Origin of the sequence: Micromonospora qiuiae (assembly GCF_016863555.1) — a bacterium.
In the GTDB taxonomy this organism is placed as follows: domain Bacteria; phylum Actinomycetota; class Actinomycetes; order Mycobacteriales; family Micromonosporaceae; genus Micromonospora; species Micromonospora qiuiae.
The window spans coordinates 135739-153095 of record NZ_BOPC01000009.1 but is presented as its reverse complement, the minus strand read 5'-3'; the positions used below and the strand labels follow the sequence as shown (position 1 = coordinate 153095).

Annotated in this window: 13 protein-coding genes; 7 read left to right on the top strand and 6 right to left on the bottom strand. The window is 73.6% G+C overall.

Translation table 11 applies throughout. The features are described 5' to 3' along the window. Positions 1–290 precede the first annotated feature (290 nt). Positions 291–659 (top strand): VOC family protein, encoded by a 369-nt coding sequence (locus Vqi01_RS03335; protein ID WP_204032842.1) that lies wholly within the window; start codon positions 291–293, stop codon positions 657–659. 150 nt (positions 660–809) lie between these two features. On the opposite strand, the gene panB is transcribed toward Vqi01_RS03335, so the two are convergent. Next, entirely contained in the window at positions 810–1655 is an 846-nt protein-coding gene (gene panB / locus Vqi01_RS03330; protein WP_204032840.1) for a 3-methyl-2-oxobutanoate hydroxymethyltransferase, read from the bottom strand. A gap of 111 nt (positions 1656–1766) precedes the next feature. Continuing rightward, a complete protein-coding gene (locus tag Vqi01_RS03325; protein WP_204032838.1) occupies positions 1767–3530 on the bottom strand; it encodes an NAD+ synthase in 1764 nt (587 codons plus the stop codon). 199 nt (positions 3531–3729) lie between these two features. On the opposite strand from Vqi01_RS03325, the gene glnA reads away from it, so the two are divergent. Together glnA and Vqi01_RS03315 are read left to right on the top strand one after the other, a co-directional pair. Beyond that, entirely contained in the window at positions 3730–5079 is a 1350-nt protein-coding gene (gene glnA / locus Vqi01_RS03320; RefSeq protein ID WP_204032836.1) for a type I glutamate--ammonia ligase, read from the top strand. A gap of 94 nt (positions 5080–5173) precedes the next feature. Then, the gene (locus Vqi01_RS03315) at positions 5174–5599 is read left to right on the top strand and encodes a DUF350 domain-containing protein (protein ID WP_204032834.1); all 426 of its coding nucleotides are present in this window, start codon (positions 5174–5176) and stop codon (positions 5597–5599) included. A 126-nt stretch (positions 5600–5725) separates the two neighbouring features. On the opposite strand, the gene Vqi01_RS03310 is transcribed toward Vqi01_RS03315, so the two are convergent. Then, positions 5726–6601, bottom strand: a complete 876-nt coding sequence (locus Vqi01_RS03310) for a S66 peptidase family protein (protein WP_204032868.1) — start codon at positions 6599–6601, stop codon at positions 5726–5728. 126 nt (positions 6602–6727) lie between these two features. Between Vqi01_RS03310 and Vqi01_RS03305 the strand changes: the two genes are divergently transcribed. Together Vqi01_RS03305 and Vqi01_RS03300 are read left to right on the top strand one after the other, a co-directional pair. Next, complete coding sequence (locus Vqi01_RS03305; RefSeq protein WP_204032832.1) at positions 6728–7495, top strand: type 1 glutamine amidotransferase; 768 nt, start codon at positions 6728–6730, stop codon at positions 7493–7495. After that, positions 7495–10791 carry a bifunctional [glutamine synthetase] adenylyltransferase/[glutamine synthetase]-adenylyl-L-tyrosine phosphorylase gene (locus tag Vqi01_RS03300; RefSeq protein ID WP_239098144.1) on the top strand — a complete coding sequence of 1099 codons (3297 nt, stop codon included), beginning with the start codon at positions 7495–7497 and terminating at the stop codon, positions 10789–10791. The genes Vqi01_RS03305 and Vqi01_RS03300 overlap by 1 nt, the downstream gene beginning before the upstream one ends. Positions 10792–10802: 11 nt before the next feature. Here Vqi01_RS03300 and Vqi01_RS03295 read toward each other — a convergent pair whose 3' ends face one another. Continuing rightward, positions 10803–12590: a hypothetical protein gene (locus tag Vqi01_RS03295; protein ID WP_204032831.1), complete on the bottom strand. Its 1788-nt coding sequence runs from the start codon at positions 12588–12590 to the stop codon at positions 10803–10805. A gap of 44 nt (positions 12591–12634) precedes the next feature. Between Vqi01_RS03295 and mptB (Vqi01_RS03290) the strand changes: the two genes are divergently transcribed. Beyond that, the gene (mptB, locus tag Vqi01_RS03290) at positions 12635–14035 is read left to right on the top strand and encodes a polyprenol phosphomannose-dependent alpha 1,6 mannosyltransferase MptB (protein ID WP_204032829.1); all 1401 of its coding nucleotides are present in this window, start codon (positions 12635–12637) and stop codon (positions 14033–14035) included. A gap of 56 nt (positions 14036–14091) precedes the next feature. After that, complete coding sequence (mptB, locus tag Vqi01_RS03285; RefSeq protein WP_372444297.1) at positions 14092–15789, top strand: polyprenol phosphomannose-dependent alpha 1,6 mannosyltransferase MptB; 1698 nt, start codon at positions 14092–14094, stop codon at positions 15787–15789. Between the two features lie 83 nt (positions 15790–15872). Here the strand turns inward: mptB (Vqi01_RS03285) and Vqi01_RS03280 are convergent, their stop codons facing one another. Next, positions 15873–16865: a hypothetical protein gene (locus Vqi01_RS03280; RefSeq protein ID WP_204032826.1), complete on the bottom strand. Its 993-nt coding sequence runs from the start codon at positions 16863–16865 to the stop codon at positions 15873–15875. Continuing rightward, positions 16862–17221: a PadR family transcriptional regulator gene (locus Vqi01_RS03275; protein ID WP_204032824.1), complete on the bottom strand. Its 360-nt coding sequence runs from the start codon at positions 17219–17221 to the stop codon at positions 16862–16864. Before Vqi01_RS03275 ends, Vqi01_RS03280 begins: the two co-directional genes overlap by 4 nt. Positions 17222–17357: the final 136 nt, after the last annotated feature.

The following is a 17357-nucleotide window of genomic DNA, read 5'->3' as shown; positions in this document are numbered from 1 at the left end:
AACGACGAGCCGCGGGTCGCAGCAGGCGTGCCCAGCCCGGCGCGGCGGCGAGCAGGGCCAGCGGGTCGCGGCCGTCAGCCACGCGAATCCGCAAGGCCGGGTCCACCGGCGGCGGGCCGGCAACCCGCCCTCGGCCGCCCTGACCCTCGGCCGCCCTGACCCTCGCCGCTTACGTCGCCGTGCACGGAGCCCGCTGTGGCGCTGCGCGGTGCCGTTCTCGCCTCACTCGACAGGTGGATCGCGGTGGACAATCGGATCCCGCAAGCAGGTGGCGGGGCTAGGCTCAGCTCATGCCGCCGAAGCTGACCGTCACGGCGATAAATTTTGATTGTCCGGATCCGACGGCGCTGGTCGAGTTCTACCGGCAGGCCACCGGATCCGAGATCTCGTCCGACTTCACCGACGATTTCGTGGGCCTCCGTGGGCAGAACGGTCTCTTCATCGGTTTCCAGCGCGTCGATGGTTACCAACCGCCGAGTTGGCCCGCGCAGCGAAGCCCGCAGCAGCTGCACCTCGATTTCGCCGTCGATGATGTCGACGAGGCCGAGGCGATGGTGCTTGCGCTGGGCGCCACCAAGGCCGACTTTCAGCCGGGCGGTGACCGGTGGCGGGTCTACCTCGACCCCGCCGGGCACCCGTTCTGCCTGCTCAAGGCTTGATATCGCGGAGGGGCCGACGGAAGCAACAGCCGGGCCCGTTGGGCCCGCCGACAGGGCGACGAAGCCCTGCGCGGGCGGGGCGGGGCGGGGCGGAGCGAGGGCGTGGGCGGGGCGGCGGTCCGTCGTGTGGCGGGCGCCGCCGGGGCGTACTCAGAAAGTGTGTTCGGTGGTGGGGAACTGGCCGTCGCGGACCTCGTCGGCGAAGCGTCGGGTGGCCTCGCTCAGCGTGCCGGCCAGGTCGGCGTAGCGTTTCACGAAGCGCGGCGTTTTGCCGGCGCGTAGACCAGCCATGTCCTGCCAGACCAGCACCTGGGCGTCGGTCTCCGGGCCGGCGCCGATGCCCACCGTGGGGATCGTGAGCTCGGCCGTGATCCGCTTGGCGACCTCGCCGGGCACCATCTCCAGCACCACCGCGAACGCGCCCGCCTCGGCCACGGCGCGGGCGTCGGCGATCACCTCCTCGGCGGTGTCGCCACGGCCCTGCACCCGGTAGCCGCCGAGGGTGTGCTCGCTCTGCGGCGTGAAGCCGATGTGCGCCATCACCGGGATGCCGGCGCCGACGATGGCGGCGACCTGGTCGGCGCAACGGCGGCCGCCCTCCAGCTTCACCGCGTGGCAGCCGCCCTCCTTCATGAACCGGACGGCGGTGCGCAGCGCCTGGGTCGGCCCCTCCTCGTACGAGCCGAACGGCAGGTCACCGACGACCAGCGTGTGCCGGGTGGCCCGTACCACCGCCCGGACCAGGGGCAGCAGCTCCTCGGCGGTCACCGGCAGGGTCGTCTCGTAGCCGAAGACGTTGTTCGCCGCCGAGTCGCCGACCAGCAGCGCCGGGATGCCGGCGGCGTCGAAGATCGCGGCCGTGTACTGGTCGTACGAGGTGAGCATCGCCCACTTCTCGCCGCGCTCCTTGGCGGCGATCAGATCGCGGGTACGGACCCGACGGGTGACCGGGCCGCCGTAGAGGGCGGTCACCTCGGCCGGGGTGGATTCCACCATGACTTTCTCCTTCCTCGAGGCCGCGTACGCGGTCCCCGGGCTCCACCGCGATCGTCGCACCGCTCCGGCGACCGGCGGCAGGGCGGAGTGGAGGATTTCACTCGCGGATCCTCAGCCGTCCTCCCGCCAGCGGTTGGTGATCGGCAGGCGCCGGTCCCGGCCGAACGCCTTCATGGAGATCTTCGTGCCGGGTGCGGACTGGCGGCGCTTGTACTCCGCGGTATCCACCATCCGCAGCACCTTGTCCACCACCGCCGGATCGTGGCCGGAGGCCACCAGACCCTCGCGGCCCAGGTCGCCGTCGATGTAGCCGATCAGGATCGGATCGAGCACGTCGTAGTCGGGCAGTGTGTCGCTGTCGAGCTGGCCCGGGCTCAGCTCGGCGCTGGGCGGCTTGCCGATCGAGTTCTCCGGGATCGGCGGCGTCTCGCCCGACCGGGCCGCCTCGGCGTTGCGCCACTTGGCCAGCCGCCAGACCAGCGTCTTCCAGACATCCTTGATCGGGTTGAAGCCGCCGACCGAGTCGCCGTAGAGGGTCGAGTAGCCGACCGCCAGCTCACTCTTGTTGCCGGTGGTGAGCACCAGTGGCCCTTCCTGGTTCGAGAGGGCCATCAGGATCACGCCGCGTACCCGGGCCTGAAGGTTCTCCACCGCCACCCCGGACAGTGACATGTTCGCCAGGAAGGTGTCCACCATCGGCTGGATCGGCTCGACCCGGTAGTCCAGCCCGGTGCGCTTGGCCAGTTCCGCCGCGTCGGACCGGCTGTGCTCTGAGGAGTGCTGGCTGGGCATGGAGACCCCGATCACCCGGTCGGCGCCGATCGCGTCCACCGAGATGGCCGCGGCGACCGCCGAGTCGATGCCGCCGGAGAGCCCGAGCACCACCGACGGGAAGCGGTTCTTGTTGACGTAGTCGCGCAGCCCGAGCACCAACGCCTGCCACACCTCCGCCTCGTCGGCGACCGGCTCGATGATTCCGCCGACGGCCGCCGGGCTGGACGGCGCCGACGGGATGCCCTCGACCGTACGGCGAACCAGCCGCAGCCCGTCGGCGACCTGCACGCCGTCCGCGTCGCCGCCGTCGCCCGCCGCCGGCAGCTCCAGGTCGTGTACGAGCAGGTGCTCGACGAACTGCGGCGCCCGGGTCAGCAGCGCCCCGTCCGGCGCGACGATCATCGAGTCGCCCTCGAAGACCAGCTCGTCCTGGCCGCCGACCATGTTGACGTACGCGATGGTGGCTCCGGCCTCGGCGGCGCGGCGGCGGACCACCGGCAGCCGCAGGTCGTCCTTGTTCAGCTCGTACGGCGAGCCGTTGATGTTGACGACCAGCCCGACGCCGGCCTGCCGGGCCGCGGCGAACGGACCGCCGGCCTGCCACAGGTCCTCGCAGATGGTCAGCGCCACGTCCACCCCGCCGAGGCGGACCACGGTGAGCATGTCACCGGGCACGAAGTAGCGATCCTCGTCGAAGACGCCGTAGTTGGGCAGGTGATGCTTGAAGTAGGTGGCCACGATCCCGCCCCGGTGCAGCAGCGCGGCCGCGTTGCGGGCCCCTCGACCGGGCTCGGCGTCCGGGCTGACCTGCGGCGGTCCGTCGGCGTCGAGGTAACCGACCACGACCGGCAACTCGCCCAGCCCGTCGGCGTCGAGGTCGGCGGCGAGCCGGTCGAGCGCCGCCTTCGACGCGGCGACGAAGGACCGCCGGAAGACCAGGTCCTCCACCGGGTAGCCGGTCAGTGCCATCTCCGGGAAGAGCACCAGTTGGGCGCCGGCGTCGGCGGCCCGGCGGGCCCAGGCATGGACCAGTTCGGCGTTGCCGCTGAGGTCACCGACGCTGGGGTTGACCTGGCACAGGGCGAGACGCAGGGTGGGCATGTCCTCATCTTGCCCCAGCGGGGTGAGGTCGACACGTGGGCGCCGGCACACCTTCCGCCGCGCTACCGCCGTGCGACTGCGCGGGGCGCGACGGCGGCGATTCGCGTAACGTCTGCGTAACCGCACCGGTGGAGACTGGTCGGTCAGGCCGGGCAAGGCCCGGTCGAAGGCGGACATTGAGTCGCGGAAGGTTGGGACAGTGGACCGTCAGCAGGAGTTCGTCCTCCGTACGCTGGAAGAGCGGGACATCCGCTTCGTGCGGCTCTGGTTCACCGACGTGCTCGGCACGCTCAAGAGCGTGTCCGTCGCCCCCGCCGAGCTGGAGTCCGCCTTCGACGAGGGCATCGGGTTCGACGGGTCGGCGATCGAGGGCTTCGCCCGGGTCTTCGAGTCGGACATGGTGGCCATGCCCGACCCCACCACCTTCCAGGTCTTCCCCTTCGAGGGCGGGGTCAGCGGCGAGAGCGCCCGAATGTTCTGCGACATCCTGCTCCCCGACGGTGGCCCGGCCTGGGCCGACCCGCGGCACGTGCTGCGCCGGGCGCTGTCGAAGGCGGCCGAGAAGGGCTTCACCTTCTACACCCACCCCGAGATCGAGTTCTTCCTGCTTGAGGACGGGCCGGCGGACGGCACGGTGCCGGTCCCGGTGGACACCGGCGGCTACTTCGAGCACACCACCCACGCGGTGGCCCGCGACTTCCGCCGGCAGGCGGTGCTCGCGCTGGAGCGGATCGGGATCTCGGTCGAGTACAGCCACCACGAGGTCGCCCCCGGCCAGCAGGAGATCGACCTGCGCTACGCCGACGCGCTGACCACCGCCGACAACATCATGACCTTCCGGCACGTGGTCAAGGAGGTGGCTCTCTCCACCGGTGTGCAGGCCAGCTTCATGCCCAAGCCCTTCACCGACCAGCCGGGCAGCGGGATGCACACCCACCTGTCGCTGTTCGAGGGGGAGCGCAACGCGTTCCACGACGCCGGTGACCCGATGAAGCTGTCCAAGGTGGCCCGCGCCTTCATCGCCGGTCTGCTCACCCATGCCCGCGAGTACACCGCGGTCACCAACCAGTGGGTGAACTCCTACAAGCGGCTCTTCCCGCAGGCGCTGCCGGACCGGGTCACCGAGAGTCCCGCGTACGTCTGCTGGGGTCACCTGAACCGCTCCGCGCTGGTCCGCGTCCCGGCGTACGGCAAGCCGAACTCGGCCCGGGTGGAGATCCGCTCGCCCGACTCGGCCGCCAACCCCTACCTGGCTTTCGCGGTGCTGCTCGGCGCCGGGCTGAAGGGCATCGAGGAGGGGTACGAGCTGCCGCCCGGCGCCGAGGACGACGTGTGGTCGCTGACCAGCGCCGAACGGCGGGCGATGGGGTACGAGCCGCTGCCGGAGAACCTCGCCGAGGCGATCGACGTGATGGCCGGTTCCGAGCTGGTCGCCGAGGTGCTCGGCGAGCACGTCTTCGACTTCTTCCTGCGCAACAAGCGCGCCGAGTGGGAGCAGTACCGCCGCCAGGTCACCCCGTACGAGCGCCAGCACTACCTGTCGCTGTAGCCCGCGCCGCTCGGCCCGGCGTTGCGTCTCCCCGCTATCGTCTCGATCACCGTGCCGGCGTCCCGCCGGCCGGAGACGGTCGGGGAGGCAGTCGGTGCTGGAGGACCTGCTCAGCGGTGCCTGGCAGAGCGTGGTGTTCGGAGTCGTCGGGGTCGGCCTGATGGCCGCCGGGTTCGTGCTGGTCGACCTGCTCACGCCCGGTAAGCTGCGCGAGCTGATCTGGGTACGCCGCAACACCAACGCGGGCCTGCTGCTCGCCGCGAACCAACTCGGCGTCGCCGCGATCGTGTTCACCGCGATCCTGACCAGCTACCACGACTTCGCCAAGGGCCTTGCCTCGACGGTGCTGTTCGGGTTGATCGGCCTGGGCATCATGGCGTTGGCCTTCCTCGTTCTGGACCTGCTCACCCCGGGTCGGCTCGGCGAGGTCTTCGGCTCCGACGAGCCGCATCCGGTGGCCCGGGTCAGCGCCGCCAGCCACTTCGGCGCCGCCCTCATCGTCTGCGCCTGCATCGCCTGACCGCCGTGCCCGGCCTGGCCGCCGTGCCCGGCCTGGCTTGATCCACTCCGTTTCGTCGGTATGGCGGTATCCGGGCCACGGCGATACCGCCATACCGACGGTATGGAGCCGATCTTGATCAGGCGGTCAGCGCACGGCGGGGGCGACGGTCAGCGTGCCGGCGTTGGCGTCGAGGGTGGCCAGGGTGCCCACCGGGACGGTGAGTTGGCCGGGGCCGTGGCCGATCGGCAGGCCGCCCAGCACCGGCACGCCCAGGTCGCCGAGCCGCTCGGTCAGCACGTCGGCGACCCGCACCGGCCAGCCGTCCGAGCAGTCGCTGAACTGGCCCACCGCCACCCCGGCCAGCCCGGTCAGCGCGCCGGCGCGGCGCAGCTGGGTCAGCATCCGATCGACCTTGTACGGCGGCTCCTGCACGTCCTCCAGCAGCAGCACCGCTCCGGTCAAATCGGGCATGTCCGGGGTGCCGAGCGAGGCCACGACCAGGCAGAGGTTGCCGCCGAGCAGCCGGCCGACGGCCCGCCCCGGCACGCGTACGTCGAAGGTCTCCTCGGCCGGCACGGCGGCGACGGTGATCGGCTCGGTGGTGGTCAGCGCCGCGTGCAGCGACTCCGCCGAGGCCAGTGGGGTCCGTTCGTCTCGCCAGGCCGCTCCGGGTCCGTGCACTCCGGCGAGCCGGGCGCCCCGCCACAGCGCCAGTTGCAGCGCGGTGATGTCGGAGAAACCGGCCACCACCTTCGGGTCGCGGCGGACCGCGGCCATGTCGATGGCGTCCACCACCCGCTGTGCGCCGTAACCGCCGCGGGTGCAGATCACCCCGCGCACCTCGGGATCGGCGAAGGCGGTGTTCAGGTCGGCCGCCCGTAGCGCGTCGGGGCCGGCCAGGTAGCCGTGCCGGGCGTACACGTTCGGTGCCAGCACCGGTCGTAGCCCCCAGCCGGTGAGCAGCTCGATGCCCCGCGCCACCCGTTCGGGGCGGGTCGGCCCCGAGGGCGAGACCAGCATCACCGTGTCGCCCGGACACAGCGCCGGTGGGCGCAGCACGTCATCGAGGGCGGTGTGGTCGGACACAGCGCAAGAGCCTAGTCCCGCGCACAGCCGCTGTCGGCCCGACCGGATAGCCTCGACGACGTGGCAACCGCGTTGGTGATCGAGAACGACCCGGGCGACGACGTACGCCGATTGGGCGAGTGGCTGACCGAGGCCGGCCTCGACCTGTCGGTGACCCGTCCGCACGCGGGCGACGAACTCCCCGCCGACCTCGACGGGTACGCCGCGCTGGTGGTGCTCGGCGGCGACCGGCAGGCGTACCCGCACCCCGACGGATCGCCCGGGGCGCCGTGGTTCCCGGCCGTGGAGGGGCTGCTGCGCAAGGCGGTCCGGCACCGTACGCCGACGCTGGGCATCTGCCTCGGGGCGCAACTGCTCGCCACCGCGCACGCTGGCACGGTCGAGCGCAGTCCGTCCGGGCCGGAGGTCGGGCCCGCGGTGGTCGGTCGGCGTGACGCCGCCGAGAACGACCCGCTCTTCCGGTACGTGCCGCTGATCCCGGACGTTCTCCAGTGGCACGTCGACGAGATCACCGAACTGCCCGTCGGGGCCACCCTGCTGGCCGCCTCCACCCGCTACCCGCACCAGGCGTTCCGCCTCGGTGACCGGGCCTGGGGCCTCCAGTTCCACATCGAGTGCGACCCCGCGATGATCGCCGACTGGGCCACCGACTCGGCACTGCTGGCCGAGCTGGGCTACGACCCGCAGCTGGTGATCGACGCCTGCCAGGCGGTGCTGGCCGACATCGAGGACGTGTGGCAGCCGTTCGCCGCCCGGTTCGCCGCACTCGCTCTGGGTGAGCTGGACGACGCCGCGTCGCGCCGCAACCTGCCGCTGCTCGGGCAGTGATGGGCCGGCCGACCAGCGGCCGGCTGGCCCGTTACGGCTTCGGCATCGCCGCCGACGACGGTGGCGCCCGGGCCGCCGACCTGCTCGGCCCCGACGGGCTCGGCCTGTGGCGACCACAGCCGCAGGAACCCACCGACGAGCGGGCCCGGGAGCTGCTCACCGCGCTGTCCCGGGCCGCCGATCCGGATCTGGCGCTGCGCCAGTTGCACCGGCTCGTCGAGGCCGAGCGCCGGGCCGAGGCCGGCACGAACGGTGGCGCCGGCACGAACGGCGCAGCCGGGGCGGGCGGCGTTGCCGGCGCAGCCGTCGCGGGCAGGGATGGCGGGCCTGCCGGGGCGGGCGGCGCTGCCGGGGCGGGCGGGGATGGCGGGGCGGGCGGGGCTGGCGGTGGTGCCGGCACTGGCGGTTCGGCGGCTACGGGCGGCATGGCGACCGGTGGCTCCGCCGGAATCGGCGCGGGTTCCGCGCTGCTCGCTGCCCTGGCCGACGATCCGGGGCTGCGCCGCCGGCTGATCGCTGTGCTGGGCGCCTCCTCCGCGCTGGGGGACCATCTCGTCGCCAACCCCGACCAGTGGCCGATGCTGCGCACCGGGCCGGACGGGCTCGCCCCGGTCGCCGACGGGCGGCTCGACCCGGGGTGGGCGTCTGCGACACCGCCGGACCGCGCTGCGGCTTCCGGGCCGGGTCGGGCTGCGGCTTCCGGGCGGGGTCGGGCTGGTGCCGGCAGTCCCATCGCCGCGCTGCGTCGCGCGTACCGGCTGGCGCTGCTGCGCATCGCGGCGGCGGACCTGACCGGCGGGCGCAGCCTGGAAGAGACGATGGCCGCGCTCTCCACGTTGGCCGACGCCACTCTCTCGGCCGCGTACGCGATCGCCGTCGGCGAACTGCCCGAGGGCACCCGGCACCCTCGGCTCGCGGTGGTGGCGATGGGCAAGTGCGGCGGCGGCGAGCTGAACTACGTCTCCGACGTCGACGTGATTTTCGTGGCCGCCGAGGATGACGACCTGACCACCGCCACCACCCTGGCCACCCGGCTGATCCACATCTGTGGCCTGGTCGCCTGGCCGGTCGACGCGGCACTGCGTCCCGAGGGCAACCGGGGACCGCTGGTGCGTACGCTCGCCAGCCACCTGGCGTACTACCGGCGGTGGGCGCGTACCTGGGAGTTCCAGGCCCTGCTCAAGGCCCGCCCGGCCGCCGGTGACCTGGCGCTGGGCCGGGAGTGGATCGACACCCTGGCACCCCTGCTCTGGCAGGCGGCCGAGCGCCCGGAGGCGGTCGAGGACGTCCGGGCCATGCGGCGAAAGATCATCGACAACATCCCGCCGAAGGAGCTGGAACGCGAGATCAAGCGAGGCCCGGGCGGGCTGCGCGACATCGAGTTCGCGGTGCAACTGCTGCAACTGGTGCACGGGCGCGGAGACGAGTCGCTTCGCGCCCCCGGCACCATCCCCGCCCTGCGGGCGCTGGTCACCGGCGGCTACGTCGGCCGGGCCGACGGGGAGGCGCTGCTGAACGGCTACCGCTTCCTGCGCGGCGTCGAGCACCGCCTGCAACTACAGGGCCTGCGACGCACCCACACCGTGCCGATCGAACCGAGGGCGCTGCGCTGGCTCGCCGCCGCGCTCGGCTACACCGCCACCCCGGGGCGCAGCGCCGTCGAGGAGTTCCGCGCCGAGTGGGTCACTCACGCCACCAAGGTACGCCGACTGCACGCCAAACTGCTCTACCGGCCGCTGCTGGAGTCGGTGGCCCGGGTGCCGGCCGACGGGTTGCGGCTGACCCCGGAGGCAGCTCGCAACCGGCTGGAGATCCTCGGCTTCGCCGACCCGGCCGGCGCGCTGCGTCACCTCCAGGCCCTCACCGGCGGGGTGAGCCGCACCGCGGCGATCCAGCGCACCCTGCTGCCGGTCCTGCTCAGCGAGTTCGCCGACGCCCCCGAACCGGACCGTGGCCTGCTCAGCTACCGCCAGGTCTCCGACTCCCTCGGCAGCACCCCCTGGTATCTCCGCCTGCTGCGCGACTCCGGGCCGGTGGCCCGCCGGCTGGCCCGGGTGCTCTCCTCCTCCCGCTACGTCGCCGACCTGCTGGCCCGCGAGCCGGAGGCGCTGCGCATGCTGGCCGAGGAGAGCGAGCTGAGGCCCCGGCCGCGAGAGGTGCTCTGCGAGGGTTTCGTCGCAGCCGCGGCCCGGCACGCCGACGGCCCGGTCGAGGCCATCCGGGCGGTACGCGCGCTGCGTCGGCGGGAACTGCTCCGCCTCGCCTGCGCCGACGTGCTCAGCCGCGCCGGGTCGCTGGCCCCGTCGCGTCCGGACGGTGACCGCGCCGCGCCCGGCCTGGCCGACATCACGGCAGTCGGCTCCGCGCTCGCCAGCGTCACCGACGCCACCCTGGCCGCCGCGCTGCGCGCTGCCCGGGCCGCCCAGCCGGCCATGCCGGAACTGGCGTTCGCGGTCATCGGGATGGGCCGGCTCGGCGGCTACGAGTCCAACTACCTCTCCGACGCCGACGTGCTCTTCGTCTACGAGCCGTCGGAGGGTGTCAGCGAGAGCGCGGCCAGTGCTGCCGCCCAGGCCATCGCCGAGGAACTGCGCCGGCTGCTCGGCATGCCCGCCCCCGATCCGGCGCTCGGCGTCGACGCCGACCTGCGTCCGGAGGGCCGAGAAGGTCCACTGGTGCGTAGCCTCGCCGCGTACCGGCAGTACTACGCCCGCTGGTCCCGTGTGTGGGAGGCGCAGGCCCTGCTGCGGGCCCGCCGCGTCTGCGGTGACGCCGAGCTGGGCACCCGCTTCGAGCAGCTGGTCGATCCGGTCCGGTACCCGGCCGACGGGCTGACCCGCGAGCAACTCGTCGAGATCCGCCGGATCAAGGCGCGGGTGGAGACCGAGCGGCTGCCCCGGGGGGCCGATCCGGCCACCCACACCAAGCTGGGCCGGGGTGGCCTGGCCGACGTGGAGTGGGCGGTGCAGCTGCTCCAGTTGCGGCACGCGGGGGCGTATCCGCAGCTGCGCGGTACGCGTACCCTCGACGCGCTTGACGCCGCCCGCGACGCGGGCCTGGTGGACCCGGCGGACGCCGAGGCGATGGCGGCCGGCTGGACCCTGGCCGCGCAGGTCCGCAACGCACTGATGCTGGTCCGTGGCCGCGCCGGCGACCAACTGCCCCGGCACGGCGTGGAACTGGCCGGCGTGGTCCGGCTGCTCGGCGGCGACGACCCTGGCGAGTTCCTCGACGAGTACCTGCGCACCGGCCGCCGATCCCGCGCCGCCACCCAACGCCTGCTCGAGATGTTGTAGGAAGGGCCGGCTCAGCTGCCGAGCGTGTACGTCCCGGCGCGGGGGACAGTCACCACGGTCCAATCGCCGCCAGGGGCCACGGTCGCGCCACCGGAGGCGATCAACCATCGGCTGTGCCGGATGCGGACCGGTACCGGGCCGGAGCGGGAGGCGTGGAAGGTGATCGAAGCGCCGTCGACGCGGTGCAGTTCGCCGGGAGGACCGACCAGTGGTCTCGGCTCGGCCACCGCGTACAGCCGCCAGCGTCGCTCCGACCAGACCTCGGTCAGGTACGGCAGACCCGCCACGACCAGCTCGGCCTCGGCCCGGCCGACCCAGGACAGCGGCGCGTCGGGCACCGCGACGTACTGCACCGCGTTCTCGTCGAGCCAGGCCCGGTAGCTCTCTGCGGTCAGCGGCACGCCGGTGCCGGCGGCACCGGGCACGGTGGTGAAGAACAGCGGGTTGCGGTCGATGTCCGCCTGCCGCAGCCAGCCCCGGGCCAGCGGTACGTCACCGAGCCGGGCGGACTCCCAGTAGTTGCGGGTCGGCGGCACCTCCAGCCGGCCATTGAGCCCGCGCCGGTCCAGCTCGGCGCGCAGCGGCGCGAAGTAGCCGGGATCGCTGGTCGGATCGCCGATGCTGCGCAGGTCGGCGGGGACCACCGGCGGCTGCCACCAGCAGACCGCCACCAGCAGTACGGCAAGCGCGACCGCCGCCATTCCGCGCCGCGCCGGCCGTTGCGCCGGACCGGGTCGCCGGGCCGGCTGCGAGGGAAGGCGGGCCGGCCAGGAGGGGCGGCGGGCGGCGGCGGCCAGGAGCGGCAGCGCGAACATGGCCGCCAGCCGGGTGGCGTTCAGCCCGACCGGGGTGTGCACCAGCGCCGCCGCGACCACCCCGCCGGCCGCCAGCAGCGCGCCGATCCGCACCGGGCGGTAGCCGACCAGCGCGGCCACCAGCAGGGCGGTCACCGTGGCCCGGATCGTGTCGGTACGGCTGATGTTCATCCAGCCACCGTCACCGAACAGCACCGCCGTGGCGCCCAGCGGCAGGGCCGCCGCCACCGCGAGGACCAGCCCGTCTGCGTAGCGGCGGGACAGCAGCAGCGCCACCCCCGCCAGACCGACGAAGAGGCCGGCCACCGGGCTGATCGCCGAGGCGAGCAGCGCTCCGGCCCCGGCCAGCGCCAGCCGCGTCCAGCCACCGGCCCCGGCCTGCGCCAGCCGCGTCCAGCCACCGGCCCCGGCCAGCGCCAGCCGTGCCCAGCCACCGGCCCCGTCGGCGGGCTCGGCGACCGGGAAGAGCGCGACCCGAGGCTGGTCGCGGCCGGATCGGGTGTCGGCGCCGCCGGGTCGGATCGCAGCACGCGCTCCGTGCGGGCCGGCAGCCGGTGCCGGGCGCCAGGTGAGGGCGAGCAGGGCGGCGAGTCCGAAGGCCACCCCGAGGCCGTACGTCACCCGGCCGGAGACCAGGTTGCCGGCGATGGTGGCCACCCCGACCAGGCTGCCGAGCAGCGGCCGGGGCATCCGGGTACGCACCAGCAGCGCGGCGAACGCGGTCGCCGCCGCGACCAGGGCCAGCGCACCGGTGAGGCGTACCCCGAGCAGGGCCATCACCGGCTGGGCGAGCAGGCTGTAGCCGAACTGCTGGACCCCGCCGTACCAGCGCAGGTCGATCGGGGTCGGGCCGTGCGCGGCGAAGAAGTCGGCCCGCGCGACCTGCGCCGCCAGGTCCGAACCCATCGCCGGCAGGATGAGGTACGCCATACCGAGCGCCCCGGCGAACGCGGCGGCCAGCGCCACCGTCCGACTGCCCCGCATGCCCACCTCCGTACCGCGATCACGGTACTGGCAGCATGTCGGGCGTGCCCCATCACCTCGTGCGCTGGATCGGACTTGCCGGCTCGATCATGCTCGCCGTGGCGGCGTTCCTCGGTGGCGCGCTGCCCGGCGGAGATCTGCGACCCACCCCGTTGAAGATCTGGCAGGGCCCGAACGGGCCGCTGATCATCGGGTTGTGGCTGTTCGGTACCGCGGCCATGGCGGTCGCCTGGTGGGTGCTGCGCGACCGGGTGCCGTCGGCCCGGTGGGCCCTGACCACCGCCGGCCTGTGGCTGCTGCCGTTCCTGGTCACGCCGCCGTTGGGCAGCCGGGACGCCTACGCGTACGCCTGCCAGGGCGCCAGCTACTCCAACGGCATCAACCCGTACGAGCACGGGGTCTCCACCCTGCCGTGCCCCTGGCTGGACACCATGTCGTACATCTGGCGGGACACCCCGGCACCGTACGGACCGCTGTTCGTGGTGATCTCCGGTGCGGTGGTCGCCGCGACCGGCTCGCTGCTCGGCAGCATCGCCCTGTTCCGGGCGCTCGCGGTGGCCGGCGTGGTGCTGACCGCGGCCTGCCTGCCGGTGCTGGCCCGGCGCTGCGGCGTACCGGTCGAGCGGGCGCTCTGGCTGGCCCTGGCCAGCCCGATCGTGGGGGTGCACCTGATCTCCGGGGTGCACAACGACGCGCTGATGGTCGGGCTTCTGGTGGCCGGGCTGGCCGTGGTGGTGAGTTGGCCGGGCCGTCGCTGGCCGCTGCTGGCCGGCGGGGTGGTGCTGGGCCTGGCCGCCGGGATCAAGGTGACCGCCCTGGTGGTGGTCCCGTTCGCGGCGCTCGCCGCGATCACCGGCGGGTTCTCCCTGCGCGCGCTGCTGCGCGACGGTACGCCGGTGGTCGGCGGGGCGGTGGCCACGCTGCTCGGGGTGACCGCCGCCGCCGGGCTGGACTTCGGCTGGATCACCGGGCTGTCCCACGGCAACGAGGTGATCGCCTGGACCTCGCCGCCGACCGCCGTCGGGCAGACCATCGGCTACCTGGCGCTGCCGTTCGGCCTGCACGTCGACGCGCTGCCGGTGACCCGCGGGATCGCCGTGGTGGTGCTGGCGGTGCTGTTGGTGTGGCTGTGGTTCCGGGCCCGCCACCGCGAGCCGCTGTGGCACGCCGGGCTGGCGCTGACCGCGACGGTGGCGCTGGCCCCGCTCTTCCACCCCTGGTACTGGTTCTGGCCGCTGGCCGTGCTCGCCGCCACCGCCCACCGCACCTGGTGGTTCAGCGCGGTGGCGGTGTTCTCCGCGTTCCACGTGCTGGCCGACGGCACCGGGCTGCCCCGGTACACCAAGACGGTTGGTGCGCCGCTGATGACGCTGTTCGTGATCGTGGTGGCCGTTCGCTTGGTACGGTCGGCTCGGGTGGCCCGCCGCCCGGTTCCCGCCGACTGACGAGAGGTGCGCCGGTGACCGATCCCGGCGCCCCCCGCTCCGACCCGGCCTCCGCCATCGGCCCCGATGCCCGGTCGGCCACCGGCCGTGAAGCCCGACCTGCGGCCCGTCCCGATGCCCGACCTGCGGCCCGCCGTGATCGGGTCGTCCGCTGGCTCGGGCTGGCCGGAGCGCTGTTGCTGGCCGCCGCCGGCTTTTTGGGCGGTGCGCTACCGGGCGAGACGACCACCCGAGTCTGGGACTCCGGCGACGGCCCACTGATCGTGGTGCTCTGGCTGGCGGGCACCGCCGCCATGGTCGGTGCCTGGTGGGCGCTGCGCGACGGCGCCCCGTCGGCCCGGTGGGCGTACGTCACCGCCGGGCTGTGGGCGTTTCCGCTGCTGTTCAGCGCTCCGCTGGGCAGCCGGGACGTGTACTCGTACGCCTGTCAGGGCTGGGTGTACGCCGACGGCGGTGATCCGTACACCACCGGGGTGGGTGCGGCCGGCTGCCCCTGGTTGGACGCGGTCGCGCCGGTCTGGCGGGACACTCCGGCGCCGTACGGCCCGTTCTTCGTGCTGCTCGCCGCGTTGGCCGTGATGCTCGGCGGCGGCCTGGTCGGCACGGTGGCGCTGCTGCGACTGTTCGCGGTGGCCGGGCTGTTGGCGGCGGCGTCCTGCCTGCCCGGCCTGGCCGGGGCGGCCGGCGTGCCGGCCCGGCGGGCGTCCTGGCTGCTGCTGGCCTGTCCGTTGGTCGGCGTGCATCTGGTGGCCGGGGCGCACAACGACGCGGTGATGCTCGGCCTGCTCCTGCCCGCACTGCTGATCCTGGTCCGGCGACCGAGCCAGCCGGCCACCGCGCAGGAGCCGCAGCCGGACCGGCTGGGCACGGAGACGGACCGGCTGGGGGCCGTGCCGGGCCGCGCGGACTCGCGGGTGGCTGGCGGACTGCCGGCGGTGGGGTGGCTGCTGGTCGCGGGGGTGCTGCTCGGGTTGGCGGTGTCGGTGAAGGCCACGGCCGTGGTGGTGCTGCCGTTCGCGGCGCTGGCCGCCGTGCGTGACCGGTACACCTGGCCGGCGTTGCTGCGCGACGGAGGTCTGCTCGCCGTCGGGGTGCTCGGTGGGCTGTTGGTGCCGTCGCTGCTGTCCGGTCTCGGGCCGGGTTGGCTCGTCGGGCTGGGCCGCAGCGGGGACACCGTTCAGTGGACGTCGCCGCCCACCGCCGTCGGCATGGTCGTCGACTACGCCGGTGAGCTGGTCGGCCGCCATCCCGACGCGGTGCCCGTGACCCGCGCCGCCGGCCTGGTGCTGCTCACCGCGCTGCTGGTGCTTCTCTGGTGGCGGACCTGGTCCGCGCTACGCACCCGAAACCCGCCCAAAGGGCCAACCGTCACCCCGGCTGAGTCGATCGTGAAGCTATCGTCTCCGGCACGCGCCTTCTCGCCCGGTGTGGTCGCGGCCGGACGGACGCGAGGGCGGGTGGTGCTGCTCGGTGCCGGGGTGGCGCTGGTGTCCACAGTGGTGCTGGCGCCGGTGTTCCACCCCTGGTACGCGACCTGGCCGCTGGCCGTGCTCGCCGTGGCGGCGACCCGGACCGCCTGGTTCGTGCTCCCCTGCGCAGCGGCGGCCTTCCTCGCCCTGCCGGACGGCACCAACCTGGCCCGGCTGGTGAAGGCGCCCGGCGCGGTGGCGATGACCGTGCTGGTGATCGTCACCGCGCTCTGGACCCTGTCCCGGCTCCGCCGCCAGCCCCCCATGTCGGCCTCCGATCGTTGACGGCTCAGCTGCTGCAGCCCCGGCGTGTCGCGCAGCTCAACTGCCAACGATCCAGGTACCGGTTCAACGCGCCAGACGTCTGGTCAGCGGCGTGCGCCGCAGGTCGGGCAGGGCTCGATCGGTCGGGCGCGACCGGTGTCGTACCGGCCGCGCAGGGCGACGGCGGCCGGCAGCAGGGCCGGCCCGATCAGGGCGACGGCGACGGCGGTGACGAGCAGAGTCGGGTAGGTGGGGCGCGGGGCGCCGCTGGTGAGACCGTTCACAGCGCCGGCCAGCAGGTGCACGTTGAGCAGACCGACCGGAGTGAGCAGGGCCAGCACGCTCCAGGCGCCCCGCCCGTCCCGCCGCATGCCCAGCCCTATCGCGAGCAGGAGGGCAATAACCAGTAGCACCGTGCCGGTGACCGGCAGGACTTGCTCGGCCGTCCAGCCGTACCAGCCCCAGTAGGTGCCCTGCCCGATCACGAGGAGGGAGGTGCCGATGCCGGTGAGCGCCGCCACGCTCGGCAGGGCCCGAGCCGGCAGTGGCAGGCGGTCGACCACTGCGAGCGCCAGCACCCCGAGAGCGAACTGCGGGGCCAGGGCGTAGAGCGGCGGGCGGGGTGACCCGGCGAGCCCGCTCACCACCGGAAGTGCCGCGGTCGCCAGCAGCGCCACGGCGATCGCCGCCCGGGTGGGTCGACCTGGCGCGAAGAGCATGAGCAGCGCCGGAGCCAGCCAGGCGAACCAGGCGATCACGCCGACCGAGACGAACGGGCCAAAGCTCGGAACGTTCCACTCGGGGTTCGGGCCGTTCGGCTCGACGCCAGCCCAGAAGCCGGCCAGGAAGGCGGCGGTGGTCAGGGCGAGCAGCCCGGCGAGGCGTACCCCGGGGATCAGGTCGGTGGCGCCGGCCGCCCGCAGCCGCTGGCGGAGGCCGCCGCGCAGGAGGTCGGCGGCGTCCGCGAGGGAGGGCCAGCGTCGCTCAGCGATCGCAAGGTCGAGGTACGTCCCGACGATCTCGTCGCCGCGATCGCGCCGGTAGTCCGCCGGGTACGCCCGCAGCAGACGCCGGTAGCGGCGCTCCAGCTCGGTCATGCCAACCCCCCGACGGTACGCGGGGCCAGCGGCTGGATCCGGCGGGCGCGTAGCCGGGCGGTGGCCGCCTCGACGTTGTGCCGTAGCCGTTCGGTCTCGGCGGCGAGGGTGGCGTCCCCGCTGGGGGAGAGGCGGTAGTAGCGGCGCAGTCGCCCGTCGACGGTCTCCTCGCGGTCGAGTTCGACCAGGCCGGCGTCGGTGAGCCGGTCCAGCGCGCCGTAGAGGGTGCCGGGGCGCAGCGAGAGCCGTCCGGCGGAGAGGGCGGCGACCTCGCCGATGATCGCGTAGCCGTGCATCGGTTCGCGGGCCAGCGCGGTGAGGATGAGGAATGTGGGTTCGCGTAACGGGGTCTCCATGCGCTCAATATATCGGACGCGAAGGTATGCGGCGGCCCCAACAAGCTCGGGCCGGTCCCGCGAATGCGGAGCCGGCCCGAGATGCGCTGATCGTGATCAGCAGTCGAAGTACATGGCGAACTCTCCTCGCGTGTTT

Bases quoted from the DNA above. Each gene is read 5' to 3' on its own strand.
- Vqi01_RS03325 (WP_204032838.1), bottom strand. From the start codon at position 3,530: ATGCCCACCCTGCGTCTCGCCCTGTGCCAGGTCAACCCCAGCGTCGGT.
- Vqi01_RS03310 (WP_204032868.1), bottom strand. From the start codon at position 6,601: ATGCTGGTCTCGCCCTCGGGGCCGACCCGCCCCGAACGGGTGGCGCGG.
- Vqi01_RS03335 (WP_204032842.1), top strand. From the start codon at position 291: ATGCCGCCGAAGCTGACCGTCACGGCGATAAATTTTGATTGTCCGGAT.
- panB (WP_204032840.1), bottom strand. From the start codon at position 1,655: ATGGTGGAATCCACCCCGGCCGAGGTGACCGCCCTCTACGGCGGCCCG.
- Vqi01_RS03275 (WP_204032824.1), bottom strand. From the start codon at position 17,221: ATGGAGACCCCGTTACGCGAACCCACATTCCTCATCCTCACCGCGCTG.
- Vqi01_RS03300 (WP_239098144.1), top strand. From the start codon at position 7,495: ATGGGCCGGCCGACCAGCGGCCGGCTGGCCCGTTACGGCTTCGGCATC.
- Vqi01_RS03280 (WP_204032826.1), bottom strand. From the start codon at position 16,865: ATGACCGAGCTGGAGCGCCGCTACCGGCGTCTGCTGCGGGCGTACCCG.
- Vqi01_RS03295 (WP_204032831.1), bottom strand. From the start codon at position 12,590: ATGCGGGGCAGTCGGACGGTGGCGCTGGCCGCCGCGTTCGCCGGGGCG.